The organism is Allonocardiopsis opalescens, from assembly GCF_003002095.1.
GTDB classification, from domain to species: domain Bacteria; phylum Actinomycetota; class Actinomycetes; order Streptosporangiales; family Streptosporangiaceae; genus Allonocardiopsis; species Allonocardiopsis opalescens.
The window spans coordinates 484,126-508,870 of the sequence record NZ_PVZC01000004.1; the positions used below are offsets into that span (position 1 = coordinate 484,126).

At 76.3% G+C, this 24,745-nt stretch carries 24 protein-coding genes; 10 read left to right on the top strand and 14 right to left on the bottom strand.

Annotated elements, in window-relative coordinates; translation table 11 throughout:
• Positions 1-79 precede the first annotated feature (79 nt).
• Together CLV72_RS15745 and CLV72_RS15750 are read right to left on the bottom strand one after the other, a co-directional pair.
• Positions 80-1,201, bottom strand: coding sequence for a winged helix DNA-binding domain-containing protein (locus tag CLV72_RS15745; RefSeq protein ID WP_106246455.1), 1,122 nt, complete (start codon positions 1,199-1,201; stop codon positions 80-82).
• Positions 1,198-2,211 (bottom strand): helix-turn-helix transcriptional regulator, encoded by a 1,014-nt coding sequence (locus CLV72_RS15750; protein ID WP_106246457.1) that lies wholly within the window; start codon positions 2,209-2,211, stop codon positions 1,198-1,200. The genes CLV72_RS15745 and CLV72_RS15750 overlap by 4 nt, the downstream gene beginning before the upstream one ends.
• Before the next feature lie 62 nt (positions 2,212-2,273).
• On the opposite strand from CLV72_RS15750, the gene CLV72_RS15755 reads away from it, so the two are divergent.
• Complete coding sequence (locus tag CLV72_RS15755) at positions 2,274-3,443, top strand: epoxide hydrolase family protein (protein WP_106246460.1); 1,170 nt, start codon at positions 2,274-2,276, stop codon at positions 3,441-3,443.
• A gap of 60 nt (positions 3,444-3,503) precedes the next feature.
• On the opposite strand, the gene CLV72_RS15760 is transcribed toward CLV72_RS15755, so the two are convergent.
• Positions 3,504-5,423: an ABC transporter ATP-binding protein gene (locus CLV72_RS15760; RefSeq protein WP_106246462.1), complete on the bottom strand. Its 1,920-nt coding sequence runs from the start codon at positions 5,421-5,423 to the stop codon at positions 3,504-3,506.
• Positions 5,424-5,707: 284 nt separating this feature from the next.
• Between CLV72_RS15760 and CLV72_RS15765 the strand changes: the two genes are divergently transcribed.
• Positions 5,708-6,928, top strand: a complete 1,221-nt coding sequence (locus CLV72_RS15765) for a winged helix DNA-binding domain-containing protein (protein ID WP_106246464.1) — start codon at positions 5,708-5,710, stop codon at positions 6,926-6,928.
• A gap of 65 nt (positions 6,929-6,993) precedes the next feature.
• Here CLV72_RS15765 and CLV72_RS15770 read toward each other — a convergent pair whose 3' ends face one another.
• The gene (locus CLV72_RS15770) at positions 6,994-8,349 is read right to left on the bottom strand and encodes an MFS transporter (RefSeq protein WP_106247082.1); all 1,356 of its coding nucleotides are present in this window, start codon (positions 8,347-8,349) and stop codon (positions 6,994-6,996) included.
• Positions 8,350-8,736: 387 nt separating this feature from the next.
• Here CLV72_RS15770 and CLV72_RS15775 point away from each other — a divergent pair, with 387 nt between their 5' ends.
• On the top strand, positions 8,737-9,705 hold the full coding sequence (locus tag CLV72_RS15775; RefSeq protein ID WP_106246467.1) for a zinc-binding dehydrogenase: 969 nt from the start codon (positions 8,737-8,739) through the stop codon (positions 9,703-9,705).
• Between the two features lie 193 nt (positions 9,706-9,898).
• Here the strand turns inward: CLV72_RS15775 and CLV72_RS15780 are convergent, their stop codons facing one another.
• Positions 9,899-10,306, bottom strand: a complete 408-nt coding sequence (locus CLV72_RS15780; protein WP_106246469.1) for a GNAT family N-acetyltransferase — start codon at positions 10,304-10,306, stop codon at positions 9,899-9,901.
• Between the two features lie 219 nt (positions 10,307-10,525).
• Positions 10,526-11,200 carry a winged helix-turn-helix transcriptional regulator gene (locus tag CLV72_RS15785; protein WP_106246472.1) on the bottom strand — a complete coding sequence of 225 codons (675 nt, stop codon included), beginning with the start codon at positions 11,198-11,200 and terminating at the stop codon, positions 10,526-10,528.
• 97 nt (positions 11,201-11,297) lie between these two features.
• On the opposite strand from CLV72_RS15785, the gene CLV72_RS15790 reads away from it, so the two are divergent.
• Positions 11,298-12,968, top strand: coding sequence for an MFS transporter (locus tag CLV72_RS15790; RefSeq protein WP_106246476.1), 1,671 nt, complete (start codon positions 11,298-11,300; stop codon positions 12,966-12,968).
• A 114-nt stretch (positions 12,969-13,082) separates the two neighbouring features.
• On the opposite strand, the gene CLV72_RS15795 is transcribed toward CLV72_RS15790, so the two are convergent.
• Both CLV72_RS15795 and CLV72_RS15800 read right to left on the bottom strand, forming a co-directional pair.
• Complete coding sequence (locus CLV72_RS15795) at positions 13,083-13,859, bottom strand: maleylpyruvate isomerase family mycothiol-dependent enzyme (RefSeq protein WP_106246478.1); 777 nt, start codon at positions 13,857-13,859, stop codon at positions 13,083-13,085.
• A gap of 194 nt (positions 13,860-14,053) precedes the next feature.
• Complete coding sequence (locus tag CLV72_RS15800; protein ID WP_106247085.1) at positions 14,054-15,028, bottom strand: AraC family transcriptional regulator; 975 nt, start codon at positions 15,026-15,028, stop codon at positions 14,054-14,056.
• 80 nt (positions 15,029-15,108) lie between these two features.
• Here CLV72_RS15800 and CLV72_RS15805 point away from each other — a divergent pair, with 80 nt between their 5' ends.
• Both CLV72_RS15805 and CLV72_RS15810 read left to right on the top strand, forming a co-directional pair.
• On the top strand, positions 15,109-15,990 hold the full coding sequence (locus CLV72_RS15805; RefSeq protein WP_106246481.1) for an NmrA family NAD(P)-binding protein: 882 nt from the start codon (positions 15,109-15,111) through the stop codon (positions 15,988-15,990).
• Positions 15,987-16,496, top strand: a complete 510-nt coding sequence (locus CLV72_RS15810) for an anthrone oxygenase family protein (RefSeq protein WP_106246483.1) — start codon at positions 15,987-15,989, stop codon at positions 16,494-16,496. Before CLV72_RS15805 ends, CLV72_RS15810 begins: the two co-directional genes overlap by 4 nt.
• On the opposite strand, the gene CLV72_RS15815 is transcribed toward CLV72_RS15810, so the two are convergent.
• The 5 genes from CLV72_RS15815 to CLV72_RS15835 all read right to left on the bottom strand — a co-directional run bounded on the left by CLV72_RS15815 (position 16,472) and on the right by CLV72_RS15835 (position 20,990).
• On the bottom strand, positions 16,472-17,374 hold the full coding sequence (locus CLV72_RS15815) for an alpha/beta fold hydrolase (protein WP_106247087.1): 903 nt from the start codon (positions 17,372-17,374) through the stop codon (positions 16,472-16,474). The genes CLV72_RS15810 and CLV72_RS15815 overlap by 25 nt on opposite strands.
• A 65-nt stretch (positions 17,375-17,439) precedes the next feature.
• Complete coding sequence (locus CLV72_RS15820) at positions 17,440-18,345, bottom strand: Vgb family protein (protein ID WP_106246485.1); 906 nt, start codon at positions 18,343-18,345, stop codon at positions 17,440-17,442.
• Positions 18,346-18,507: 162 nt separating this feature from the next.
• The gene (locus CLV72_RS15825) at positions 18,508-19,470 is read right to left on the bottom strand and encodes a helix-turn-helix transcriptional regulator (RefSeq protein ID WP_106246487.1); all 963 of its coding nucleotides are present in this window, start codon (positions 19,468-19,470) and stop codon (positions 18,508-18,510) included.
• 63 nt (positions 19,471-19,533) lie between these two features.
• Positions 19,534-20,373, bottom strand: coding sequence for a bifunctional 5,10-methylenetetrahydrofolate dehydrogenase/5,10-methenyltetrahydrofolate cyclohydrolase (locus CLV72_RS15830; protein ID WP_106246490.1), 840 nt, complete (start codon positions 20,371-20,373; stop codon positions 19,534-19,536).
• Entirely contained in the window at positions 20,370-20,990 is a 621-nt protein-coding gene (locus CLV72_RS15835) for a cyclodeaminase/cyclohydrolase family protein (protein WP_106246493.1), read from the bottom strand. Before CLV72_RS15835 ends, CLV72_RS15830 begins: the two co-directional genes overlap by 4 nt.
• A gap of 143 nt (positions 20,991-21,133) precedes the next feature.
• Between CLV72_RS15835 and CLV72_RS15840 the strand changes: the two genes are divergently transcribed.
• The 3 genes from CLV72_RS15840 to CLV72_RS15850 all read left to right on the top strand — a co-directional run bounded on the left by CLV72_RS15840 (position 21,134) and on the right by CLV72_RS15850 (position 23,562).
• Positions 21,134-21,994, top strand: coding sequence for an alpha/beta fold hydrolase (locus tag CLV72_RS15840; RefSeq protein ID WP_106246495.1), 861 nt, complete (start codon positions 21,134-21,136; stop codon positions 21,992-21,994).
• Positions 21,995-22,096: 102 nt separating this feature from the next.
• Positions 22,097-22,933: an MBL fold metallo-hydrolase gene (locus CLV72_RS15845; protein WP_106246497.1), complete on the top strand. Its 837-nt coding sequence runs from the start codon at positions 22,097-22,099 to the stop codon at positions 22,931-22,933.
• A gap of 53 nt (positions 22,934-22,986) precedes the next feature.
• Positions 22,987-23,562, top strand: coding sequence for a hypothetical protein (locus CLV72_RS15850; protein WP_146159459.1), 576 nt, complete (start codon positions 22,987-22,989; stop codon positions 23,560-23,562).
• Positions 23,563-23,572: 10 nt separating this feature from the next.
• Here the strand turns inward: CLV72_RS15850 and CLV72_RS15855 are convergent, their stop codons facing one another.
• Entirely contained in the window at positions 23,573-23,956 is a 384-nt protein-coding gene (locus CLV72_RS15855) for a VOC family protein (RefSeq protein ID WP_106246503.1), read from the bottom strand.
• A gap of 120 nt (positions 23,957-24,076) precedes the next feature.
• On the opposite strand from CLV72_RS15855, the gene CLV72_RS15860 reads away from it, so the two are divergent.
• Positions 24,077-24,676 carry a short chain dehydrogenase gene (locus CLV72_RS15860; protein ID WP_106246506.1) on the top strand — a complete coding sequence of 200 codons (600 nt, stop codon included), beginning with the start codon at positions 24,077-24,079 and terminating at the stop codon, positions 24,674-24,676.
• Positions 24,677-24,745: the final 69 nt, after the last annotated feature.

Here is a 24,745-nt window from a genome sequence, read left to right on the forward strand (position 1 = left end):
CGAGGGGGCGGCGGTCGCGGTACCGCGCCGCCGGAGCGACAGAAGGTTATCGATTACGGACATTACGGTCAGCTCGCGGCTACCCGGCGGTGCGCACCCGGACCTCGCGGCGGGCGGCGCGGGGCGCGGCGAACTCCAGCAGCCGGCCGCCCTCCTCGGCGATCGCGCTCTCATGGGCCGCGCAGTCGGCGTCGAAGAGTTCGACGGTGAGCGTGGCGGTGCCGGCGCTGGTGGCGACCGTCCAGGTTCCGGCCGCGAAGCCGTCGAGCAGCACGGTCGAGCGGACGATGCCGTTGACGGTGAACAGCCGGGCCCGCGCGGGCTCGGACATGATCCGGGAGCGGTCGGCATGGCCGAGCAGCACGGAGTCGAACTCACCGAGCAGCCGCACCGGCACCGGCGCCTCGGGGTCGGGCCGGGGCGCGTCGGGCAGGTCGAGCAGTTCGGCGCCGTCGGCGGCCTGGAAGCGCACCAGGCACCCGCTGAGGCGGTCGGCGACCTCGCGCAGCCTGGTCAGCCCCGACCAGGTCTGGACGTCGCGGATGGTGGCGGGGCCGAAGGCGGCGAGGTAGCGCAGCACCATCCGGTCGACCGAGGGCGCGGCCGCCATCGGCCGGCCCAGCCAGCTCTCCGCGGTGGTGTGCACGGCCGGGCCGCCGCGCCCCCACACGCCGCGGGGCGGCGGCTGCACCAGCGGGACCAGGGAGCGCACGGTCGCGGCGAGGGAGCCGGGGACGCCGCCGGGCCAGCGCTCGGCGAGCAGCCGGCCCAGCTCGTCGAAGGTCATCGGCCGCCGCTCGACCAGCGCGCGGCCCGCCTCGGCCAGCTCCGCGGGGTCGGCCGCGCCGATGCGCCGGCCGTGGTTGCCGCGCGCGCCGCGCTCCAGCACCGGCTGGAGCAGCGGCCGCAGTTCGAGGCAGTCGTCGGCGGTGACCAGGTGGATGGTGCCGCGCATCAGCGCGATCCGCACCGCGGAGCGGTCCAGCAGCAGCCGGCCGAGGTGGTCGGGGGCGAAGTCGGCCAGCCGGTTCCACAGCGCGTAGTAGGGCGGCAGCGGCGCCTGGGACTGGAGGCCGACCAGGTGCTCGACCGCCTGCGCGGCGGTCATGGCGGAGCGGCGGTCCAGCAGCTGGCGGGAGAGGAGCGCGCGGTTGAGGGCGCGGGGGCCCAGGACGGTGGAGGTGGCCGTCGTGCCGCTCATGGAGCCTCCCGGTCGTCGGGGAACCGGCGGTCGCCGGGATGAGAGATTGTCGCAGAGGGCTCGGTCACCGAGCGGCGGAGGCGGTCGGCCAGGGTGCGGACGTGCCGCACCAGTTCGGGCGGCTCGTGCACCTGGAAGGGGGCGCCGATCGCGGCGACGTACAGGGCCAGCTCGTCCAGCGAGTGGGAGCCGGTGCGCAGCGTGCAGCTGCCGGCGTCGATCGGCTCGACCCGGCCGACAGCCGGGCCGATGCGCTCGGTGACCCGCTCCGCGGGCGCGTGCACGGTGAAGCGGCCGCGGTAGCGGTAGACCTCGCTGGACACGGCGCGCGAGGTGTAGCCGGCGATATCGGGGTCGGGCGGCTCCCGTGGGGCGAAGCGCGGGCCGGTGGGGGTCTTCGGGGCGATCCGGTCGGCGCGGAAGGTGCGCCAGTCGGCCCGGTCGGTGTCGTAGGCGAGCAGGTACCAGCGGCGGCCGGAGTGCACCAGGCGGTGCGGTTCGGCGGTGCGGGGCGCGGTCGCGCCGTCGCGGCCGGTGTAGTCGAAGCGGAGCAGGTGTCGGTCGCGGCAGGCGGCGGCCAGCAGGCTGAGGGTGCCGGGGTCCACCGGCGGGCCGCCGCCGGCCATCGGAACGGTGAAGCTCTGCACCGCGTTGACGCGGCGGCGCAGCCGCTCGGGCAGCACCTGCTCGAGTTTGGCCAGGGCGCGCACCGAGGTCTCCTCGATACCGGCGACGGTGCCGCCCGCGGCGGTGCGCAGGCCGACGGCAACCGCGACGGCCTCCTCGTCGTCCAGCAGCAGCGGCGGCAGCGCGGCACCTGGACCGAGGCGGTAGCCGGCGGTGCCGGGCACCGCGTGCACGGGGTAGCCGAGGGCGCGCAGCTTCTCCACGTCGCGGCGGACGGTGCGGTCGGACACGCCGAGGCGCTCGGCCAGTTCGGGGCCCGGCCAGTCGCGGCGCGCCTGCAGCAGCGAAAGCAGCCGCAGCAGCCGGGCGGAGGTATCCAGCATTCCGCCAGTCTGGTGCATTGCTAGGACCGGTTCTGACCTAGCGGCCTCCTAGTGTCCCGGGTATGGCAGACGACGAGACAATCCGCCCGTTCCGCATCGACGTGCCGCAGGCCGAACTGGACGACCTCGTCCGGCGGCTGGCCGACGCCCGGTGGCCCGAGCCGCTGCCGGGTGACGACTGGACGACGGGCGTGCCGGTGGCGTGGCTGCGCGGGCTGAGCGAGTACTGGGCGACGGCTTACGACTGGCGTGCGGCCGAGGCGGAGCTGAACGCGTACCCGCAGTTCACCACCGAGATCGACGGGCAGAACGTGCACTTCCTGCACGTCTGCTCCCCCGAGCCCGCCGCGCTGCCGCTGATCCTCACACACGGCTGGCCGGGCTCGGTGGTGGAGTTCCTGGACGTCATCGGGCCGCTGGCCGACCCGCGCGCCCACGGCGCGGACCCCGGGACCGCCTTCCACCTCGTCATCCCGTCGCTCCCCGGCTTTGGGCTGTCGGGGCCGGTGCGGGAGGCGGGCTGGGACACGGCGCGGACCGCACGCGCCTGGGCCGAGCTGATGCGGCGGCTGGGGTACGAGCGCTACGGCGCGCACGGCGGCGACATCGGCGCGGCGGTGTCGCCGCAGCTGGGCCGGGTGGCGCCGGACCGCGTGGTGGGCGTGCACGTCAACGGGGGCCCCGGACCGATGCCGGAGCTGCCGTTGTCCGAGGCCGAGCGGGCCGCACTCGGCGAGGTGGAGCGGGACCGGGTGCGGCGCATCGAGGCGTTCATGCAGGAGGAGTTCGGCTACATCGCGATCCAGTCGACCCGCCCGCAGGCGCTGGCCTACGGCCTGGTGGACTCGCCCGTCGGGCAGCTCGCCTGGATCATGGACAAGTTCCGCGAGTGGACCCATCCGCGCGGAGCCGATCCCGACACGGTGGTGGACCGCGACCGGCTGCTCACCAATGTGATGCTGTACTGGCTGACCCGCACCGCCGGTTCGGCGGCCTACGTCGGCTACGCGCAGCAGGGCGCGTGGGGGGAGGCGCTGCCGGACTCCGGTGTTCCCACGGCGGCGCTGGTCCTCGCGCACGATGTGGGGATCCGCCGCTACGCCGAGCGGGAGAACACGATCGTGCGCTGGACGGACGTGGACCGGGGCGGCCACTTCGCCGCCCTGGAGGAGCCCGGGCTGCTGGTGGACGACGTGCGGGCCTTCTTCGGTGCCCTGCGCGAGGCGGCGTAGCGCGGCCCCGCGGATCCGGCGGGCGGGGACCGGAAAGGGTTCGGTCCCCGCCCGCCGGGGTCAGCGGGCCGTGGCGGCGGCGTCGAGCTCGCGGCCGGCGCCCAGGGGCGCCTCGGGGGCGTCCTGGTCGAACTGGGTGCGGTACAGCTCCTGGTAGCGGCCGCCCCTGGCCAGCAGTTCCTCGTGGGTCCCGCGCTCGACCACCCGGCCGGCCTCCACGACCAGGATGAGGTCGGCGGCCCGCACGGTGGACAGCCGGTGCGCGATGACGACTGCGGTGCGGCCGTCCAGGGCCTCGGCGAGCGCCGCCTGGACCGCCGCCTCGGAGGTGGAGTCGAGGTGGGCGGTCGCCTCGTCCAGGATGACCACCCGGGGCTGGGCCAGCAGCAGCCGGGCGATGGTCAGCCGCTGCCGCTCGCCGCCGGACAGCCGGTAGCCGCGTTCGCCGACGACGGTGTCGAGGCCGTCGGGCAGTGAGGCCACCAGTTCGTCCAGGCGCGCCCGGCGCAGCGCCGCCCACAGCTCCTCCTCGGTCGCCTCGGGTCTGCCGAGGGTGAGGTTGGCGCGGATGGACTCGTGGAAGAGGTGGCCGTCCTGGGTGACCATGCCCAGGGTGGCGCGGATGTCGTCGAAGGAGAGGTCGCGCACGTCGACGCCGGCCAGCCGCACCGAGCCGGAGTCGGCGTCGTAGAGGCGGGGGAGCAGCTGGGCCATGGTGGACTTGCCCGCCCCCGAGGAGCCGACCAGCGCGACCATCTGCCCGGGCTCGGCCCGGAAGGAGACGCCGTGCAGCACCTCGACCCCGGCGCGGTGGTCGAGCTTGGCGACCTCCTCCAGCGAGGCCAGCGAGACCTTGTCGGCCGAGGGGTAGCCGAAGTGGACGTCGTCGAACTCCACCGAGACGGGGCCCTCGGGCATCGGGACGGGGTGGTCCTTCTCGCGGATCAGCGGCGCGAGGTCGAGCACCTCGAAGACGCGCTCGAAGCTGACGAAGGCGCTCATGACCTCGACCCGGGCGCTGGCCAGCGCGGTCAGCGGGGCGTACAGGCGGGTGAGCAGCATGGCGAGCGCGACGACGTCGCCGGGGTTGAGCTGCCCGACCAGCGCGTAGAAGCCGCCGAGGCCGTAGACCAGCGCGAGGGCGAGCGCGGAGACGAGGGTCAGCGCGGTCATGAAGATCCACTGGAGCATGGCGGTGCGCACGCCGATGTCGCGCACCCGGCCCGCGCGCGCCGCGAACTCGGCGGACTCGTGGGAGGGGCGGCCGAACAGCTTGACCAGGGTGGCGCCGGGCGCGGAGAAGCGCTCGGTCATCTGGGTGCTCATGGCGGCGTTGTGGGCGGCGGCCTCGCGCTCGAGGCGGGCCAGCCGGGCGCCCATCATCCGGGCGGGGAGCACGAACAGCGGCAGCAGGACGAGGGCGACCAGGGTGACCTGCCAGGACAGCCCGATCATCACTGCGAAGGTCAGCGCCAGCATCACGGTGTTGCTGACCACGCCGGACAGGGTGTCGCTGAACGCGCGCTGCGCGCCGAGCACGTCGTTGTTGAGGCGGCTGACCAGCGCGCCGGTGCGAGTGCGGGTGAAGAAGGCGACCGGCATCCGCTGGACGTGGTCGTAGACGGTGGTGCGCAGGTCGAGGATCAGGCCCTCACCGATCTTTGCCGACATCCACCGGTTGGCGGTGCCGATCCCGGCCTCGGCCAGCGCGATGACGGCGATCAGGACGGCGATCCCGATCACCACGCCGACGTCGGCCCTGGCCAGGATCGCGTCGACCACCCGGCCCGCCAGCACCGGGGTGGCGACCGCGAGCACGGCGATCAGCACGCTCAGCACCAGGAACCACAGCAGCCGGACGCGGTGCGGGCGGGCGAAGGCCGCGATCCGGCGCAGGGTGGCCCGTGAGAACGGGCGTTTGTCCTGCTGCGCGGTCGTCATGTGGTGCAGTGACATCCACGCGGTGGTCTCCATGTCCATGGGGGCACTTCTCCAGAATCGTCGCGGGGCGATCGGACTGCCGACCGCCGACGCGACCGACCGTACGACCTCAACTATGGTTGAGGTCAACTGCGCGGCCGGGGATCCGATCGCCGGACCGGCCGCTACGGCCAGCATGGCGCCCGGGTATGACAGCGGCGCTCCCGGTCGGTTGCGGGGCGGCGAGCGGCTGGACCGTCACGACTAGGACAGGATCCGACCGCATTGCCGCTTACCGTCGGGCGGGTACGCGACAGCGCCCCGAACAGCCGAGGAGCCCCTTCATGCCCGCTACGCAGCTCGCCGCCCCGAACGTGCCTTCGCCCCGGCCGGAGGCGGCCGCGCACCGGCTGACCTGGGCCGACGTCAGCGCGCGGCGACTGGAGCGCGCCGGCCTCGCCGCGCCGCGCGGAGCGGGCGCGGCGGACGAGGCCGGCACCGTCGCGGCCATGTGCGGCGCGCACGCGCAGGTGCTGTCGGCGGGGGAGCTGTCGGTCGGCCTGCGCATGGCGGGCGGCACCAGGGACGGGGTGCGCGACGCGCTGTGGCGGCGGCGCGAGCTGGTCAAGACCTTCGGCCCGCGCGGCACCGTGCACCTGCTGCCCGTCCGCGAGCTGCCGATGTGGACCGGGGCGCTGGCCGCCGTCCCGGCGGGCGGCGCCGCCCTGGCCAAGGGCGCCCGGCTCACGCCCGAGCAGACCGAGCAGGTGGTCGACGCCATCGGCGCGGCGCTGCGCGAGGCCGAACTGACGGCGGAGGAACTGGACGAGGCGGTGGTCGCCGCGACCGGACCGTGGGCGGGCGACCCCGTCATGCCCGCGTTCCAGGGCTTCTGGCCGCGGTGGCGGCAGGCGCTGCACCTGGCCGCGCACCGGGGCGAGCTGTGCTTCGGCGCCAACCGCGGCCGGAAGGCCACCTACACCAGCCCGCGCCGGCTGGTGCCCGGCTTCGCGCCCGAGGCCGCCGCGCCCGCGCTGCGCGCACTGCTCCGCCGCTACCTGCACGCCTACGGCCCCGCCACCCCGCAGCACTTCGCCACCTGGCTGGCGGCGCCGCGCAGGTGGGCGGCCGAGCTGTTCGCGTCGATGGGGGAGGAGGTCGAACGGGTCCGGATCGCCGAGAGCGGCGCCGACGGGTGGGTGCTCGCGGGCGACACCGAACCGGCGGCCGAAGCGCCGCGCGGCCTGCGGCTGCTGCCCTACTTCGACGCCTACACGGTCGCCGCCCAGCCCCGCGAACTGCTCTTCCCCGGCCGCGCCGCCGAACGGGCCCTGGCCGGCGGCCAGGCGGGGAACTTCCCCGTCGTCCTGGTCGACGGCACCGTGTCCGGAGTGTGGCACCTGCGCCGCTCCGGCCGCCGCTGCCGGATCACCGTCGAGCCCCTGAGGGCCCTCCGTCCCGCCGATGAGCGCGAACTCGCCGAGCAGGTCGAGCGCGTCGGCGCCTTCCTCGGCGAGCGCGCGGAATCGGCGATCGGGCCGATCAGCGTGGGACCGCACGCCTGACGGGGGGCGACCGCGGCCGGGTGAGGCGCCGGGACGGCTCGACCTGGACCTGAGGGTGAGGGCCGTCAGGCCCGCCCGTGCCGCCGGTGCGCCCACAGGGCCAGGGCGAGGCCCGCCGCCAGGCAGGCCGCCGCGACGGCGGCCAGAGCCGCAGGGGTGTCGGCCGCGCCGGTCAGGCCGAGGCCGAGACCGCCCGTCACCGTGACGGCCGTCTTGGTGAGCCCGGACGCCGCGCCGGCCCGCTCCGGGCGGACGACCGCCTGGGTCGCGGTGAGCGTCAGCGCGTTGGCCGCACCCAGCAGCCCGCCGCAGCAGACCGCCGCCGGCAGCAGGGCGCCCGGCGACCCGGCGGCCGGCACGGCCCACAGCGCGGCCGAGCCGCCGCACAGGCAGCCCGCCAGCACGCCGGGGGCCCACGCCGGCGGCACCCGTCCGGCCACCGGACCGGCCAGTGCCATGGCGGCGGCCGGGGCGAGGAAGGCGAGCCCGGCCTGGCCGGGCCCCAAATCCCAGTCCTCTTGCAGCGCGAGCGGAACGGCGAACAGGAACACCACGGCCGCCGCGTTGGCGACCGACCCCGCCGCCGTGAGCGCCGCGAAGGGGCCCTCGCGCAGCAGGGCGAGATCCGGCGGACCGGACGCCGCCCGCCGCGCCGCGCCGAACACGAGCAGCAGCACGGCGGCGGCCGCCGGCACCGCGACCGCCGCGCCCGACAGCCGGCCCCAGGCCGGCGCCCCTTCCGCGTAGGCCGCGACCCAGCCCAGCGCCCCCGTCCCGGCCAGCAGCCCGAGCAGGCCGATCCGCCGGCGCCCGCCGACCCCGGATCCGGCGGACGGGTCCACGGCCGCTGCCGCCGCGCCGGGGCGCGAGCGGGCGGCGGTAAGGACGGCGAGGGCCGTCAGGGGCACGTTGAGCCAGAACACGCCGGGCCAGCCGAAGCCCTCGGTGACGGCGCCGCCGATGAAGGGCCCCGCGGCGGTGGCGGCGCCGCCGATGCCGAGCGCCCAGCCGGTGGCGCGCGAGCGCGCGCCGGGCGGGAACGCGGTGGTGAGCAGCGCGAGCCCGGCGGGCATGATGGCCGCCGCGCCCGCGCCCTGGGCGGCCCGGGCCGCCAGGAGGGCGGGCAGATCGGGCGCGAGTGCGCAGGCCGCTGAGGCGGCGCCGAACAGGGCGAGACCGGCGGTGAGCACGCGGTGGTGCCCGAGCCGGTCGCCCAGCCGCCCGGCGGGGATCATCAGTGTTCCGGCGGCCAGCAGGTAGACGCCGACCGCCCAGCCGATGCTCTCGGTGTCCGCGCCGAGATCGCCTGCCAGATCGGGCAGGGCCAGGTTCAGCGCGAACGCGTCCAGTTGCACGCAGAAGACTCCGAGCGCCACCGCGCCGAAGGCCGGCGCCCGTCGGGCGCGCCCCTGTCCTCGCATGGTCCGTCCTTTCCGCCGCCGCACGGCGGCGCCGGCCGGCGCGCCCGGTGCGTACGGGCGCGCGTCGTCGCGCAGGTCGGTGGGGGAGGCGGGCACCGGGACGGCGCCGCGGGACGGAGCCGGCGGCATGCGGTGCGGAGAACGGGCGGCCGGGCCGCGCTCGATCGGAAGGATCCCGGGTGCGGCGGGCAATCGGCTCGGCCGAACATCCGCGCGACGGGAGACGGCTCCAGCCTAGCCCCTCGCACCGGGCAACCGGCGCGCTCGGACGGACGACGGGGCGCCGTGACCCGGCTCACCTCGCCTGCCGCGTTCACGGCATTGACCTCAAGTTTGGTTGAGCTTGCAGACTCGGCGGAGCGGATGACGAGTGGACGGGGAGCGGACATGAGAGCGATCCAGGTCGATGGGTTCGGCGGGCCGGAGGTGCTGCGGCCGGTCGAGCTGCCCGAGCCCGAGCCGGGTGCCGGACAGGTGCTGGTCGAGGTGGCGGCGGCCGACACGCTGTTCGTGGAGACGGTCATCCGCAGCGGACACGGCGGGGACGCCTTCCCGGTGCGGCCCCCGTTCGTGCCCGGGCACGGGGTGGCCGGGACGGTGGTCGCGGTCGGCGCCGGGGTGGCCAGGGGCTGGGTGGGGCGGCGCGTCGCGGCGCGCACCCCGGGCGGCGGCTACGCGCAGCGCGTCGCGGCCGACGTGGCGGCGCTGGTGCCGGTGCCCGACAGGCTCGGCCTGCCCGAGGCGGCCGCGCTGCTGCACGACGGCGCGACGGCGCTGGGCCTGTTCGACGCGGCGCGGGTCCGGGCGGCCGAGGAGGTGCTGGTGCTGCCGGCGGGGGGCGGCGCCGGTGTGCTGCTGGTGCAGCTGGCGCACGGCGCCGGGGCGCGGGTGACCGGGGCCGCGCGCGGCGCGGCCAAGCTGGAGCGGGTGCGCGGCCTGGGCGCCGACGCGGTGGCCGACTACTCGGAGGCGGGCTGGGACGACAAGCTCCGCGCGTCGACGGGCGGGCGAGGCTTCGACGTGGTCTTCGACGGCGTCGGCGGCGAGGCCGGCGCCGCGAGCCTCGCCCTGGCGGCCGACGGCGCCCGCTTCCTCGGCTACGGCATGCCCGGCGGCGGGTTCACCGCCGCCGACTCCGACGACGTGCGGCGCCGCGGCATCGAGGTGCACGGCATCGGGGTGGTGCAGTTCGACCCGGAGGACGCGGTCCGCTACATCGCCCGCGCACTTGAGGCCGCGGCGGAGGGCCGGCTCCGCCCGGTGGTGGGCCGGACCTTCCCGCTGGACCGCGCCGCCGAGGCGCACGCCGCGATCGAGGGGCGCCAGGTCACCGGGAAGACCCTGCTGCTGGCCTGAGGCGCGGCCCCGGACGCGGCCCGCCCCGGCCGGGCGCCCCGAGCCGCGTCCGGCCGGGGCGGGCGGCGGGCGGGGCCGTGAAGTGCGATGAGTCCGGACCGGTCCGCGGGTCTGTGCTGTGGGTGCCGACGCGCTCCGTCCGCGGAGCGCCGCCCGGGACGGAGGTGGCGGGATGGCGGGACGGTCCGGGGGCTCAGCCGGCCGGCAGCCGGATCACTCCGGCGTCGGTGGGGCGGAAGCCGCAGGCGTCGAAGTAGAAGGCGCGCAGGTGGGGCTCGAAGTCCACGTGCAGCCATTCGCAGCCGGCCCGTCCGGCGGCGGCCGTCGCGCGGCGGACGAGTTCGGTGCCGATGCCGAGGTGCTGGTGGTCGGGGCGCACCTTGGGGTCGAGCAGGAAGGCGTGGTCGGCGCCGTCCCAGGCGACATTGGCGAAGCCGACCAGCGGGGCGCCCTCGCGGTGCGCGCTCACCCAGCCCAGGCTGTGCGGTCGGACGCGGTCCCACCAGCCGCGCTGCGCGCGGCCGCCGTGGGAGGCGGTCAGCTCGGCCAGCTCATCGTCGGACAGTTCGGCACGCCAGCGGTAGTCGATCGCGAGGTCCACCGCATGACGGTCTCATACCGGGCGCCGGGCGGGCCGCCGGTTTTCCGGCCCGCGCCCTGCGCCGGGGCCAAGGCCGGACCGCGGCCGGCGGTGCGGAGCGGGAGCGGGGGCCCCGCTCGGCCCGCCGGGCGCGGTCCGGCCGGCGGCGGTAGCGATGTCAGAGGCGGCCGTCAGGCTGCACACGGTCCCGCTTCCGGGCGCCGGTCGACGCGGTGCCGCTCAGGCGCCGGTCCGCGGCCGGGGCGCGGGCGGCGGGATGCGGAAGAGGCCGGTGAACCGGTCGAGCAGAGCGGGGTCGCCGGTGAGGCGGACGGCGCCGCCGGTGATGGCGTCGGTGGGGGTGAGGGTGCCGTGCAGCAGCGCGCCGAGCGCGGGACCGGTCTCGATGACGAGGTCGGCGCCGGGCAGCGGGCCCGGCGCGGCGGTGAGCGCGCCGCCGGCCACCCGGGCGTGCACGACGGCGCCGTCCACCCGCAGTTCGTAGCCGACGTCCGGGCCGGCCGCCGCCTCGGGCCTGAAGACGGACCGCAGCGCCATGACCAGGGAGTCGGGGGTGACCACATCGCCGGGCCTGGGCTGGGTGCCCAGCCGCGCCCCCCAGCGGCCGAGCGCGACCACGGCCTCCTCCAGGTCGGCGCCGTACTCGGTCAGTTCGTAGACGACCGCCGACGACGGCCGGGGCAGCAGCCGGCGCCGGACCACTCCGGACAGCTCCAGGTCCTTGAGGCGGCTGGACAGGATGTTGGTCGGGATGCGGGGCAGCCCCTTGCGCAGCTCGGTGTAGCGCCTGGGACCCACCAGCAGGTCGCGGACGATGAGCAGCGCCCAGCGTTCACCGACGACTTCGAGGGCGTGGGCCAGGCCGCACGCCTCTCCATAGCTTCGCTGCACCATGCTTAGAATGTTAGATCACCGTTGGCTTGACGAACAGTGCTTGCTTTTGACAAGCTATCGCTCAGTCGTTCGAAACCACACAGGCAGGGGAACCGGCATGCACGAGCAAGTAACGGCACCGCGGCGGCGGGCCGGACGGCGGGAATGGCTCGGACTCGCGGTCCTCGCGCTGCCCACCCTGCTGCTCGCCCTGGACATGAGCGTGCTGTACCTGGCGCTCCCGCACCTGAGCGCCGACCTCGGCGCCAGCGCCACCCAGCAGCTGTGGATCACCGACATCTACGGCTTCATGATCGCGGGCTTCCTGGTCACCATGGGCGGCATCGGCGACCGGATCGGCCGAAGACGCCTGCTGCTGATCGGCGCCGCCGCCTTCGGAGCCGCCTCGGTGCTGGCGGCCTACGCGCCCACCGCCGAGACGCTGATCCTGGCCCGGGCGGCCCTCGGCATCGCCGGGGCCACCCTGATGCCCTCCACGCTCGCGCTGATCAGCAACATGTTCCGCGACCCCCGCCAGCGCGGGGTGGCGGTCGCCGTGTGGATCAGCTGCTTCATGGGCGGCTCCGCGGTCGGCCCGGTGATCGGCGGGGTGCTGCTGGAGGCGTTCTGGTGGGGCTCGGTCTTCCTGCTCGGCGTGCCCGTCATGGTGCTGCTGCTGGTCTCCGCCCCGGTGCTGCTGCCGGAGTACCGCGACCCCGCCGCCCAGGGGCGCGGCCCGCTGGCCGGTGTCGACCTGCTCAGCGTCGGGCTGTCTCTGGGCACCATGCTGCCGCTGGTGTACGGCCTCAAGGAGCTGGCCCAGCACGGCCTGAGCCCCGTGCCGGTCGCGGCGGTGCTGCTCGGCGCGGCCGTGGGCGCCGCCTTCGTGGCCAGGCAGCGGCGGCTTGAGGAGCCGCTGCTGGACCTGACGCTGTTCCGCAACCGCTCGCTCAGCGCCGCGCTCTCGATCAACCTCGTCAGCGGCCTGGTGATGGGCGGGGTGTTCTTCCTGGTCAACCTGTACATGCAGCTGGTCGCCGGGCTCTCGCCGCTGGAGGCCGGGCTGTGGTCGGTGCCGCAGGCCATCGTGATGGTCGCCGCCACCCAGTTCGCGCCCCGGCTGGCCCGCCGGATCCGCCCGGCCTACCTGATGGGCGGCGGCCTGCTGGTCGCGGCCGCCGGGATCGGGCTGCTCACCCAGCTGGCGGCGCCCGTGGGCGGCATCGCGGCGAACCCCGCCCCGCCGCTGCTGGCCATCGCCGCCTTCGTGGTCGTCTCCGTGGGCATGGCGCCGGTGGTCTCGCTCGGCACCGACATGGTCCTCGGCGCGGCGCCGCCGGAGAAGGCCGGCTCGGCCGCCTCGCTGTCGGAGACCGGTGCCGAACTGGGCATCGCGATGGGCGTGGCCGTGCTGGGCAGCGCCGCCTCCGCCGTCTACCGGGGCGTCCTGACCGGCTCGCTGCCCGAGGGCCTGCCCGCCGGCGCCGGCGCGGCGGCCCAGGAGAGCCTGGCCGGCGCCATCGCCGCCGCCGGTGAGCTGTCGGCTCCGGTCGCCGTCGAACTGGTCGACGCCGCCCGCGCGGCCTTCACCTCCGGTATGCAGGTGATCGCGCTGCTGGGCCTGGTGGCCTTCGCCGTGCTCGCCGTGCTCGCGATCGCCCTGCTGCGCCACATCGAGCCCGTCTCGGGCGAGGCCGAGGAGTCCGGCCCGGCCGAGGAGCCCGCGGCCGACACCGCCGCGCCGGCGGCCCCGCCCGCCGACGACCGCGAGCCGGTCGCGGTCGGCTGACCGCCGCGCCCGTGCCGCGAGCGGCCGGTCCGGTTCCGCGGAACCGGACCGGCCGCTTCGCCGTTGCCCGCCCTCCGCCGCGGTCCGCCGTCCGGGCGGGTCGCGTGCTTCCGGCTACAGCGAGACGCGCTGCAACCAGGCGTCGAGCAGCGGCGCCGAGCCGATGACCTCCACCCGGTCGGTGGTGGCGGGCCGCCGCCGGTACAGCACCAGCAGCAGCTCGGTGAGCGGGCCGCGCACGGCGGTGTCGGCCCGCTGGTGCGCGCGGCGCCAGCCGAAGCCCTCGGCCCCGAACTCCAGCAGCCACTCGGCCCGCAGCTCCGGCACGGTGTCGGTGGCGTGCAGGTGCAGGGCGGAGCCGTGCTCGGCCAGCCGCTCCAGGCCGGGGAACATGCCGGCCGCCGCCATGTCCAGCAGCTCGTCGACGGCGTCGGCGGCCAGCTCGGGGGCGAGCGCGTAGTCGGCACCGATGGCGAGCGCGGCGTCGGCGCGGTGGACGGCGATGTCGTGGGCGGCGCGGCGGGCCCAGCCGTCGACCCGGTCGCCGAAGCCCCACACGGTCGCCGTCGCGGCGGGCTCGGCCGCGCGCACGGCGGCGGCGAAGGCGTCGGCCGCCTCGGTCAGCCAGGGCGCCAGCGCACCGAGCCCGGTGCCCGACGGCCCGTCCAGCTCGGCGACCTGGGTGGCGGGGTCGTCGACGGGGCGGCCGGTGCGCACCGCCGTTCCCACGGTGCGCAGATTGCCGCCGATGTGCCGGAGCAGGTCGGCCAGCGACCAGCCGGGGCAGGTGGGGACGGGCGCGGAGAGGTCGGCGCCGCCCAGCAGCTCGACCAGCTCGCGGGTCTGGGCGGTGGTCTCGGCGCAGAAGCGGTCGAGCGTGACGGCGGTCATCGTGGCCTCCCGGCCGCAGGCGGCGGGCACGGCGGAGGCCGCCGAACCGGCGCTGAGCTGCGGCTCAAACTAAGTGCCACAGATGTGTGGCGGTTATAGTGATCCGTTAGCGCATGCAAAGTTGCCATAGGCAATCAACATGCGTCAACGCAATCGGAGGCGCGTCGCACACGCCGCCGCCACCGGAACGGGGTCTACCCCCGCGCGCCCGCCGCGAGCGTCGCCAGCGCCTCGGACTCCGGCGGCCCCGAACGGAACGCGCTCGGGCTCACGCCGTGCACCCGCTTGAAGGCGGCGCTCAGTGCGAACGGGCTGCCGTAGCCGACGCGCCGGGCCACCGAGGCGATGGTGGCGTCCGGCTCGCGCAGCAGATCGGCGGCGAGGGCGAGCCGCCAGTCGGTCAGGTAGCTCATCGGCGGCTCGCCCACCAGTTCGGTGAAGCGGCGGGCCAGCGCGGCGCGCGACACCCCGCAGGCCTCGGCCAGCGACGCGACCGTCCAGGCGCGGGCGGGGTCGTCGTGCATCAGCCGCAGCACCCGCCCGACCACGGGGTCGGCGGCGGCCCGGTACCAGCCGGGGGCGCCGGCGTCGGGCCGGGAGAACCAGGTGCGCAGAGCCGCGATCAGCAGCAGGTCCAGCAGCCGGTCGAGCACCACGTCCTGGCCCGGGACATCCTTGGCGATCTCGCTCTCCAGCAGCTCGGTCAGGGGTGTGTCCCAGGCGCCCGCGGGCAGCACCGCCAGCCGCGGCAGCGCGGTGAGCAGCCGCCTGCTCACCTCGCCGCGCATCTGGTAGGTGCCGATCAGCACGGTGGTGGCGCCGCCGGCCGTGCCCCAGGTGCGCACGCCGAGCCCCATGCGCTCGCACAGCGACTCGCCCGTCAGCGTGGCGCACTCCCCACCCGGCACCACCATGGTCTGGGGCGGGGTGGCGGGGTCGTCGGCCACGATGTAGGGGTCGGGCCCGCGCAGGATCGCGACGGCGCCGGGGGCCAGCTCGGTGGGCGGGTTCGACCCGATGACCACCCACGCCCGGCCGCGGGTGAGGGCGAGCAGGGTCAGCGGCGCCTCGTCCTTGACCAGGATCGACCACGGCGGGTCCATGACCGCGCGCAGCAGCAGCGCGCCGCGGGCGCGCGGGCCTTCCAGCAGACCGGCGAGAGCGTCCATGCCGGGATTGTAGACGCCGCCGTATGCCATCGAGCGGATCGACCATGGCAGCGTCTCAGCCGCACCGGTTGACTCAAGGCATGACACAGAACCGAAGTGACCTGCCCCCCTTCGACGACCGCCCGTACCTCGTCCTCGGCGGCGCCGGCAAGACCGGCGGCCGGATCGCCGAGCGGCTGCGCGCGCTCGGCCTGCCCGTGCGGATCGCCTCCCGCTCCACCGAGCCGCCCTTCGACTGGGCCGAGCCCGACACCTGGGCGCCCGCCGTGCGCGGCGTGCGCGCGGTGTACGCCGCCTACCACCCCGACGTGGCGGTGCCCGGCGCGCCCGAGGCCGTCGGTGCCGTGGCCCGGGCGGCCGCCGAGGCCGGCGCCGAGCGCATGGTGCTGCTCAGCGGCCGCGGCGAGGAAGGCGCCTTCCACACCGAACGGGCGCTGCGCGGCAGCGGCATCCCCTGGACGGTGCTGCGCAGCGCCTTCTTCGCGCAGAACTTCAGCGAGGCCTTCATGCTGCACGCCGTGCGGTCGGGCTTCCTCGCCTTCCCGGCCGGCGAGGTGGCCGAGCCGTTCGTGGACGCCGAGGACATCGCCGACGCCGCCGTGGCGGCGCTGACCGGGGACGGCCATATCAACCAGACCTACGAGCTGACCGGGCCCAGGGCGCTCACCTTCGCCGAGGCGGTGGCGGAGATCGCGGCCGCGTCGGGGCACCCGGTGACCTACCAGGCGATCAGCCCGGCGGACTTCGAGAGCGGCCTGCTCGCGAACGGCGTTCCGCAGGATGACGCCGCGCTGCTGGCCGGCCTGTTCGGCGCCGTGCTCGACGGCCGCAACGCCTTCCCGGTCGACGGCGTGCGGCGCGCGCTGGGCCGCGAGGCGCGTGACTTCTCCGACTACGTCAAGCACACTGCCGCCACCGGCGTGTGGAGCGCCGGACCGCAGGGAGACCCGGAGGACCGATGACACCGATACTCGCCGCCGCCGCGCTGACCGCGGCGACCGTGCTCACCGGACTGGTGGCCGGTCTGTACTACTCCTTCGCGATGTCGGTGATGCCCGGGCTGGCCCGCGCCGACGACCGCACCTTCCTGGAGACGCTGCGGCACATCAACGCCGCCATCCTCAACGGCTGGTTCGCCCTCGGCTTCGTGGGCGCGCCGGTGCTCCAGGTGGTGGCGGCGGTCGCGGTGCCGTTCGTCCCCGGCGGCGCCGCGGCGCTGCCCTGGCTGGCCGCCGCCTTCCTGTGCTACGTCGTGACGCTGCTGGTCACCTTCCGGGTGAACGTGCCGCTCAACAACGCGCTGGACGCCGGCGGCCCGGCCGAGGGCGGGCCCGCCGACGCCCAGCGGCGCCGCGACTTCGAGGCGCAGTGGGTGCGCTTCAACGTGGTGCGGGCGGTGTTCGCGACGGCGTCGCTGGCCAGTGCCGCCGGGGGCGTGCTGGCCTACGGGCTGGGCACCGCCGGCTGACCCTCGTCCGCGCGCTCCAGCAGCGCGGCCAGGACCCTGTCCGAGTGCGTCCACAGCAGCGATCCGCCGGCGTCGGGCAGCAGGTGCCGGCGGGCCGCCGGGATCCGGGCGGCGAGCGCGGCGCCGTGGTCGGGGGAGTGCACCGGGCTGGTGTCCAGGGCGCCGTACCAGAGGTCGACGGGCACGCCGATCGCGCCGAGGTCCATCGGCCAGCGGCCGAAGCACAGCGCCAGGTCGCGTGCGTAGCCGCCGGGGCCCTGGGCGAAGCCCTCGGCCAGGCAGGCCCGGTAGGCGGCGGCGAAGGCCGGCTCGGTGTAGACGGCGAGGTCGGTGGGCGAGCTGCCGGCGGCGACCAGCCGCCACATCGACTCGGCGTCGGCGTCGTCGGCGACGGCCGCCTCGAAGCCGGCCGGGTCGGCCCGCGCCGCCTGGATCATTCCGGCCACGCCGGGGTCCAGCAGCCCCGCGAGCGCGGGCGAGCCCAGATCGTCCTGGCCGGAGACGACCGCCGCGGCGGCGCACACCCCCGCGGCGGCGCAGGCCAGGACGAAGGGCGCGCCCTGGGAGAAGCCGACGATCGAGAAGGCGCCCAGGCCCAGCCCCTCGGCCAGGCCACGCACATCGCCGGGCCAGTCGGCGAGGCTGCGGCCGGGCTCGGGCTCGGACGCGCCGATCCCGGGGCGCTCCACCGCGATCAGCCGCACGCCCAGCCGCGCCGGCGCGCCGCCGCCGAAGCCGAGGCCGCGCCCCATGGCGGCACCGGAGAAGAACAGGACGGGACGCCCGTCACGGGGTCCCCACTCGGCCCACCCCAGCGTCCGGCCGCCGGGCAGGCGGACCGTTCCGAGCCGGTCGGGGTCGCGCACGCCGTGATCCACGGTCGACAACGGTAGCCCCGCGCCCGGTGCGGCGCGACTCCATTGCGGCGGGCGCGCCGGGCGGCCTAGCCGCCCCGGCGCACCCGCAGGTGGGCGAGCGCGCCGATCTCCAGCGCCGCCCACACCGCGCCGTCGGCGGCCACGGCGATGCCGTGCGGCTCCGACGACGGGGTGGGCAGCTCGTACTCGTCGATCCGCCCGTCGGCGGCCACCCGGCCGATCCGCCCGGTCCCCCACTCGGTGAACCAGCAGGAGCCGTCGGGTGCGGCCGCGATGGCGTGCGGACGGCAGCCGCGGTCGGGCAGCGGGAACTCGGTGACCGCGCCGTCGACAGTGATCCGGCCGACCTGCCCGGCGCCGATCTCCACGAACCACAGCGCCCCGTCGGCCCCGGCGGTGATCCCCACGGGGGCCGCGCCCGGCGTGGGCAGCGCGAAGGTGGCGACCTCGCCGCCGGTGGTGATCCGCCCGATCGCGTCCGCCTGGTTCAGGGTGAACCACAGCGCCCCGTCTGAGCCGGCGGCGATCATCGAGGGGAAGGCGCCGGACACCGGCAGCGGATGGGTCTCGACGCCTCCGTCCGGGGCGATGCGGCCGATCCGGTCGGCCGACATCTCGGTGAACCACAGCGCCCCGTCGGGGCCGGCCGTGATGCCGTAGGGGCCGGAGCCTGTCGAGGGCAGGCCGAAGGCGCGCACCTCGCCGTCGGTGGTGATCCGGCCGATGGCACCGGCGCGGTTCAGCGTGCACCACAGCGCGCCGTCCGGGCCGGGCGTGATGACCATCGGCCCCGACGCGGGGTCCAGCGGATGGGAGCGGTAGCCGCCGCCGGGCGCCAGGCGCCCGACGCGGCCGTGGTGCACCTGGGTGAACCACACCGCGCCATCGGGCCCGGCGGCCACCCCGTAGGGACCCGAGCCCTCTTCGGGCACCGGGTGCAGCTCGATGGAGACGTGCGGGCTGGACGGCATGCGGGCCCTCCCGGTCGGCGGCGACATGATCAACAGCGGATGCTAGCGGGCAGGTCGAGCCGTTTCCCGCCGCACGGTGCGGCGCGCCGCCAGGTGGCCGCCCACGTCGGCCGGCTCGCCGCCGACGGCGCGTACGCGGCCGCGGCCTCGCCTGAGCCGGCGCTAGCCGGACGCGGCGGCGCGCACGGCGCGGCCGCCCAGCTCGCGCAGGTGGGCGGCGAGTTCGGCCGGCTCGTGCACGGTGAACTCGCAGCCCAGCCGGAGCAGGGCGAAGGCCGTCCACTCCAGGGTGTCGACGTGGCCGTCCAGGCGGCAGTGGGCGGCGTCGACCGGCTCGATGTCCTCGGCCGCGAACCAGCCCCGCTCGACGGCCTCGGCGGCCGGCAGCCGCAGGGTGGCCACCACCCGGTGCGTCGTCCGCATCGCCTGCATCCGGCCGGAGACGAAGGCCGCCGCGTCCGGCTCGGGCGGCTCGCGCGGGGTGACGCGCGCCCCGGTGGCGCGCGGCTCGCGCACCCGGTCCACCCGGAACACCCGCCAGTCGTCGCGGTCGTTGTCGAAGGCCACCAGGTACCAGCGCCGCTCGGCCGCCACCAGGCGGTACGGCTCCACCCGGCGCTGGCTCGCCCGCCCGTCGGCGGCCACGTAGCCGAAGCGCAGCCCCTCGCCGTGCGCGATGGCCAGCGCCAGCACCGACAGGTCGCCGGGGTCCACGTTCGGGCCGCCGCCGTAGGCCATCGGGACGGTGGCGGCGTTCAGCGCGCCGACGCGGTGCCGCAGCCGGGAGGGCAGCACCTGCTCCAGCTTGGTCAGCGCCCGCACCGACGCCTCCTCGATGCCGGCCACCGGCTGGCGGGTGGCGGTGCGCAGCCCGATGGCCACCGCCACCGCCTCCTCGTCGTCCAGCACCAGCGGCGGCATGGCCGTGCCGGCCACCAGCCGGTAGCCGCCGGCCGAGCCCAGGGTCGCCTCCACCGGGTAGCCCAGTTCCCGCAGCCGGTCGACATCGCGCCGGATCGTGCGGGTGCTGACCTCCAGCCGCTCGGCCAGCTCGCTGCCGGGCCAGTCGCGGGGCGTCTGCAGCAGGGACAGCAGCGCGAGCAGCCGCCCCGGGGTATCGGTCACCGCACCAGGATGCCCGAAGAGTAGGACAGGTCCTGACCGCCTCCGCGGTCGGCACCGGTCCGGTCAGCGCTCGGCGGCGATGACCGTGTGCCGCAGCAGCAGCGCGGTGGTGACCGGGCCGACGCCGCCCGGCACCGGGGTCAGCGCCCCGGCCCGCTCTGCCGCCTCGGGCGCGACATCGCCGACCAGGCCGCCGTCGGGCGTGGGGTTGGTGCCCACGTCCACCACGACCGCGCCCGGGCGGACGTGGTCGGGGGTGATCAGCCCTGGGCGGCCCGCCGCCACCACCAGCACCTCGGCCGTGCGGGTGACGGCGGCCAGGTCGGCGGTGCGTGAGTGGGCGACGGTGACGGTGGCGTCGCGGTCCAGCAGCAGGTGCGCGGCGGGCTTGCCGACCACGGTGGAGCGGCCGACCACCACGGCGTGCCGCCCGGCGAGCGCGACGCCGTGGTGGTCGAGCAGCGCCAGCACCGCCGCCGCCGTGGCCGGGGCGAAGGCGGGCAGTCCGGCGGCGAGCCGGCCCAGGGAGAGCGGATTGGCGCCGTCGACGTCCTTGTCCGGCGGGATCACCGCCGCCAGTTCGTCCGGCTCGGCTCCGTCGGGCAGCGGGGTCTGCAGGATCACCCCGTGGACGGACGGGTCGCCGCCCGACTCGGCCAGCCGGGCCTGCACCGCGTCGGCGCTCGCCGACGCGCCGAGTTCCACCAGCTCGCAGCCGACCCCGGCCTTGTCGGCCGCCTTGGCGATGGAGCGCACGTACCAGGCGGCGGCGCCGTCGTCGGTGGCCCAGACCACGGCCAGCCGCGGCGGGCGGCCCGCCTCGGCGAGCCGGGCCGCCCGCGCCGCGGTGCCCTCGCGCAGCTCGGCGGCCAGCTCGCGGCCCGATATCAGCTCGGCGCTCACCGGGACAGCTCCGCCCGGACGGCCTCGGTGACCTGCGCGGTGCGCCTGACGTGCCGGTCGACGTCGGCGACCACCGCGGCGAGCTGGGCGCGCGCCGTGTCGTCGGTGATGCCCTTCAGGTTCACCTCGACGTTCACCCGGGCCGTGGTCAGCGCGGCGCGCACCGCCTCGGCCGCCGCCGCCACATCGGTGGCGACGTGGGGGTTGCCGATCGGCAGCAGCTCCTCGGTCAGCCCCACCAGGCGGCGGGCCACCACGATCACCTCGGCGGGCACCGCGCCCGCGCCCACCAGCGCCGCCGCGATCGCCCGGCTGCGCGCGCCGCGCTCGTCCTCGGTGTCCTTCGGCAGCCGGTAGGCGTCGGTGACCTTGGTGAAGGCGACGGCGTCGCGCTCGGCCAGCTCCAGCGCGCGCTCGCGCAGCCGGTCGACCTCCTCGGTGATCCGCTCGATCTCCTCGGCGTGCTCGGCGTACTTCTCCCCGGTGCTGTAGCGCGCCACCATGCCCAGCAGCGCGGCGCCCTGCGCGGCGTGCAGCGCGGCGCTGGCCCCGCCCCCGGGCGCCGGGTCCCGCGAGGCCAGCCTGTCCAGGAACTCCCCGATGGTCTGATCGCGCATCTGCCCCCAACTTTCACGTGCCGGAGTGCACCACGGTAGTGAGATCACCGGCCCGACACGCGGTCGACGCACCCGGCGCGGCCCGATCCGCCCACCGCCCGTCCGCATGGGCCGGCCGCACTCCGGTGCGGGATAGTGGACCGGTGTTCGAGCACTTCACGGCCGAGACGATCCAGGTCCCCGACGCGGAGATCTTCGTCCGCCACGGCGGAGCGGGCCCGCCCGTGCTGCTGCTGCACGGCCACCCCAGGACCTCCGCCACCTGGCACCGGGTCGCCCCCCGCCTGGTGGAGCTCGGCTTCACCGTCGTCTGCCCCGACCTGCGCGGCTACGGCCGCTCGCGCGGGCCGGCGCCCACCGCCGACCACAGCGGATACGCCAAGCGCGCCGTCGCGGCCGACATGGTGGCGGTGATGCGCGCGCTCGGGCACCCCCGGTTCGGCCTGGCCGGGCACGACCGCGGCAGCTACGTCGCGCTGCGGCTCGCCCTCGACCACGGCGACGCGGTGTCGCGGGTGGCGCTGCTGGACTGCGTCCCCATCAGCGAGCACCTGTCGCGCATCACCGCGGAGTTCGCGCGGCGGTACTGGCACTGGTTCTTCTTCGCCCAGCCCGACGTCCCCGAACGCGTCATCAACGCCGACCCCGACGCCTGGTACCAGGGCGATCCGGCCGCCATGGGCCGGGAGAACCACGACGAGTGGCGCGCGGCCGTGCGCAGGCCCGAGGTGGTGCGGGCCATGCTGGCGGACTACCGCGCCGGCCTCACCGTCGACCGGCGGCACGAGGAGGCCGACCGCGCGGCCGGCGCGCGGCTGCGCTGCCCGGTGCTGGTGCTGTGGTCGCGCCGCGACGACCTTCCCGGCCTCTACGGCGACCCGCTGGACATCTGGCGCGACTGGGCCGACGACGTGCGGGCCGGCGGGATCGACTCCGGGCACCACATGGCCGAGGAGGCACCCGAGCAGCTCGCCGCCGCACTCGGCGGCTTCTTCGCCGGCTGACCGGCGCGGCGCGCCCGGCCCGGCCTGCGTCACCGGGAGCGATCGCCTGGTTACGCTGCACGTCACGGGCTACGTCGGTGCGTGCCGGAGGGGGAGCGGTCGGTGGAACTCACCAAGTTCGGCCACGCGTGCGTGGCCGTGCGCAAGGACGGCGGCCGCCTGGTGGTCGACCCCGGCGGCCTCACCGACCCGTCGGCCGTCGACGGCGCGGACGCCATCCTGATCACCCACGAGCACAGCGACCACTTCGCGGAGGACACCGTGCGCGCCGCGGTGGCGGCCGACTCGGGGCTGAACGTGTGGACCAACAGCGCCGTCGCGCTGCGCCTGTCCGACCTGGGCCGCCGGGTGCACACCGTCGGCGACGGCGAGGTCTTCCGGGTGGCCGGATTCACCGTCTCCGTGCACGGCACCTGGCACGCCCAGATCCACCCCGACATCCCGCGCATCGGCAACATCGGCTTCCGCATCGACGACCGCCTGTTCCACCCCGGCGACGCCCTGACGGTCCCCGAGGTCGCGGTCGAGACCCTGCTGCTGCCGGTACACGGCATGTGGACCAGGCCCGGCGAACTCGTCGACTACATCCGCGCCGTAGCGCCCGAGCGCGTCTTCGCCGTCCACGACGGCCTCCTCAACGACGCCGGCCTCGGCGCCGTCGCGAGCCTCCTGGGCGACGGCGGCCCGGCCACCGGCGTGCCCTACGCCCGACTCGCCCCGGGCGCCTCGGTGGACCTGGACCCTCCGTCCGGCGGCGCCACGGCCGCTGGGCCGCCGCACGACGACGGCGCCGAAGCGGAGCCCGCCCGGGACGACCACGACGAGCGGCAGGACCAGGAGGCGCAGCAGGAGCAGAAGCCGGCCAAGCCTCCCGAGCGCCCCGGGGAACCGGACGAATCCGAGGAGCCCGGCCGCAAGACGCCTTGGTACCTCCGCTAGGGCTACGGCCGCGCGTACGCGCTCGCGGCGGCGCGGCCGTCACAATGGCCACTGTGTCGAAGGTGCGGGAGCGTGGCGCGCCGCTGATCGTGGTGCAGCGGATCGCGGTGTGGTGGTCGGCGGCCGGGCGGGGTGCGGCCGAGGCGGCCCGGCGCTCGGCTCTGCCGCGTGTGCTGCCGCTGCCCGGCGCTCCTGATCCGGACGCCCGGACCACGCTGCACGACGTGGTGCTGCGCGATAGCGCCGACTACCGTCCGCACGCGGAGTTCGGCCCGGCGCCCGATCGCCCGGGCCGCCCGGCGGCGGCGCACTGGGGCCTGCGGTTCGCCGAGCGCGGCGGGGTGCTCGCGGTGTGCCGCACCTCGGTGGCGGACGCCTTTCCGCAGCGCCGACCGGGCGAGCTGTTCGCGCTGGAGCGCGGCACCCTGGGGCGCTACCGCGCCAACTTCCGCTTTGTCAGTCTCTCGCACCGGTCGGAGTGGTGGTACGCGCAGTGGACGCTCACCGTCGGTTACGGCGTCGAGCGGCCCGGCGCCTTCGCCGACACGGCACCGGCCGCCGAGGTGGACGCGCTGGTCTCCCTCTACGGCAACGGCGGGGGCCGCCCGGCCCGTCCGGCGCGCCGCTGAGGCGGCGGGCTCAGACCTTCATCACGCAGAACTCGTTGCCCTCGGGGTCGGCCATCGTGGTCCACTCCGGGAAGTCGCCGAGCACGCGGGCGCCGAGTCCGCGCAGCCGCTCCAGTTCGGCGGCGTGGTCGGCGGCGTCCACGTCGATGTGCACGCGGTTCTTGACGGTCTTGCTCTCGGGCACCCGCTGGAAGTACAGCCGGGGCCGCCCCGGCCCGGCGACCACCAGTACGCCGGGGTCGTCCTCGGTGCCGGTGATGCCGAGCTGGTGCAGCCGCTCCAGTTCGGCGTCGTCGTAGGGGGCGATGTCGTAGCCGTCCAGCACGGCCGCCCAGAACCGTGCCAGCGAGGCGGGGTGCGCGCAGTCGAACACGATGTCGCGGATGGTCGCCATGCCCGGAGCCTAGCCCGCCTCCTGCCGCCGCGGCCGCCGGTGCCATGATCCTCGCGGAGACGCGCCCGGGCCGGGACGCGGCCGCCGGGCCGCGCACCGGGGCGCGGACTGGAGGAGCGGATGAAGGTCATCGTCGTCGGAGCCTCGGGCACGATCGGCGGCGCGGTCGCCCGCGACCTGGCGGAGCGCGGACACGAGGTGGTGCGGGCGTCGCGCGGCGGCCCGGTCCGGGTGGACCTGGAGAGCACCCCCTCGATCGACGCGCTCTTCGACACCGTGCCCGACGCGGACGCCGTCGTGTGCTGCGCCGCCAGCGCGCCGCTGGCTCCGCTGGTGGACGCGTCCGACGCGGAGTTCACCCGCGGCCTGCCCGGCAAGCTGCTCGGCCAGGTCGCGCTGGCGCGCCGGGCCCTGCGGCGGCTGCCCGACGGCGGGTCGGTCACCCTCACCAGCGGCGCCTTCACCGAGCCGACGCCGGGCAGCGCCTTCGGCGCCCTGGTCAACGCCGGACTGGACGCGTTCGTCCGGACGGCGGCGGCCGAGGCGCCCCGCGGTCTCCGGCTGAACGCCGTCAGCCCCGGGTGGGTGCGCGAGTCCCTGGTCGCGATGGGCCTGGACGGCGGCGCGGGCACCCCGGCCGCCGAGGTGGCGCGCGCCTACACGCTGCTGGTGGAGGGCACCGGTCGGGGCGAGGTGGCGCGCCCGGGAGCCGAGCCGTAACCGACCGGCCGGGGCCCATGGGTGCGTGAGGGACCCGACCGATGAGGGGCCGCAGAAGGGACGGAGACC

Bases quoted from the DNA above. Each gene is read 5' to 3' on its own strand.
- CLV72_RS15745 (WP_106246455.1), bottom strand. From the start codon at position 1,201: ATGAGCGGCACGACGGCCACCTCCACCGTCCTGGGCCCCCGCGCCCTC.
- CLV72_RS15750 (WP_106246457.1), bottom strand. From the start codon at position 2,211: ATGCTGGATACCTCCGCCCGGCTGCTGCGGCTGCTTTCGCTGCTGCAG.
- CLV72_RS15755 (WP_106246460.1), top strand. From the start codon at position 2,274: ATGGCAGACGACGAGACAATCCGCCCGTTCCGCATCGACGTGCCGCAG.
- CLV72_RS15760 (WP_106246462.1), bottom strand. From the start codon at position 5,423: ATGGACATGGAGACCACCGCGTGGATGTCACTGCACCACATGACGACC.
- CLV72_RS15765 (WP_106246464.1), top strand. From the start codon at position 5,708: ATGCCCGCTACGCAGCTCGCCGCCCCGAACGTGCCTTCGCCCCGGCCG.
- CLV72_RS15770 (WP_106247082.1), bottom strand. From the start codon at position 8,349: ATGCGAGGACAGGGGCGCGCCCGACGGGCGCCGGCCTTCGGCGCGGTG.
- CLV72_RS15775 (WP_106246467.1), top strand. From the start codon at position 8,737: ATGAGAGCGATCCAGGTCGATGGGTTCGGCGGGCCGGAGGTGCTGCGG.
- CLV72_RS15785 (WP_106246472.1), bottom strand. From the start codon at position 11,200: ATGGTGCAGCGAAGCTATGGAGAGGCGTGCGGCCTGGCCCACGCCCTC.
- CLV72_RS15790 (WP_106246476.1), top strand. From the start codon at position 11,298: ATGCACGAGCAAGTAACGGCACCGCGGCGGCGGGCCGGACGGCGGGAA.
- CLV72_RS15795 (WP_106246478.1), bottom strand. From the start codon at position 13,859: ATGACCGCCGTCACGCTCGACCGCTTCTGCGCCGAGACCACCGCCCAG.
- CLV72_RS15800 (WP_106247085.1), bottom strand. From the start codon at position 15,028: ATGGACGCTCTCGCCGGTCTGCTGGAAGGCCCGCGCGCCCGCGGCGCG.
- CLV72_RS15805 (WP_106246481.1), top strand. From the start codon at position 15,109: ATGACACAGAACCGAAGTGACCTGCCCCCCTTCGACGACCGCCCGTAC.
- CLV72_RS15810 (WP_106246483.1), top strand. From the start codon at position 15,987: ATGACACCGATACTCGCCGCCGCCGCGCTGACCGCGGCGACCGTGCTC.
- CLV72_RS15820 (WP_106246485.1), bottom strand. From the start codon at position 18,345: ATGCCGTCCAGCCCGCACGTCTCCATCGAGCTGCACCCGGTGCCCGAA.
- CLV72_RS15835 (WP_106246493.1), bottom strand. From the start codon at position 20,990: ATGCGCGATCAGACCATCGGGGAGTTCCTGGACAGGCTGGCCTCGCGG.
- CLV72_RS15855 (WP_106246503.1), bottom strand. From the start codon at position 23,956: ATGGCGACCATCCGCGACATCGTGTTCGACTGCGCGCACCCCGCCTCG.
- CLV72_RS15860 (WP_106246506.1), top strand. From the start codon at position 24,077: ATGAAGGTCATCGTCGTCGGAGCCTCGGGCACGATCGGCGGCGCGGTC.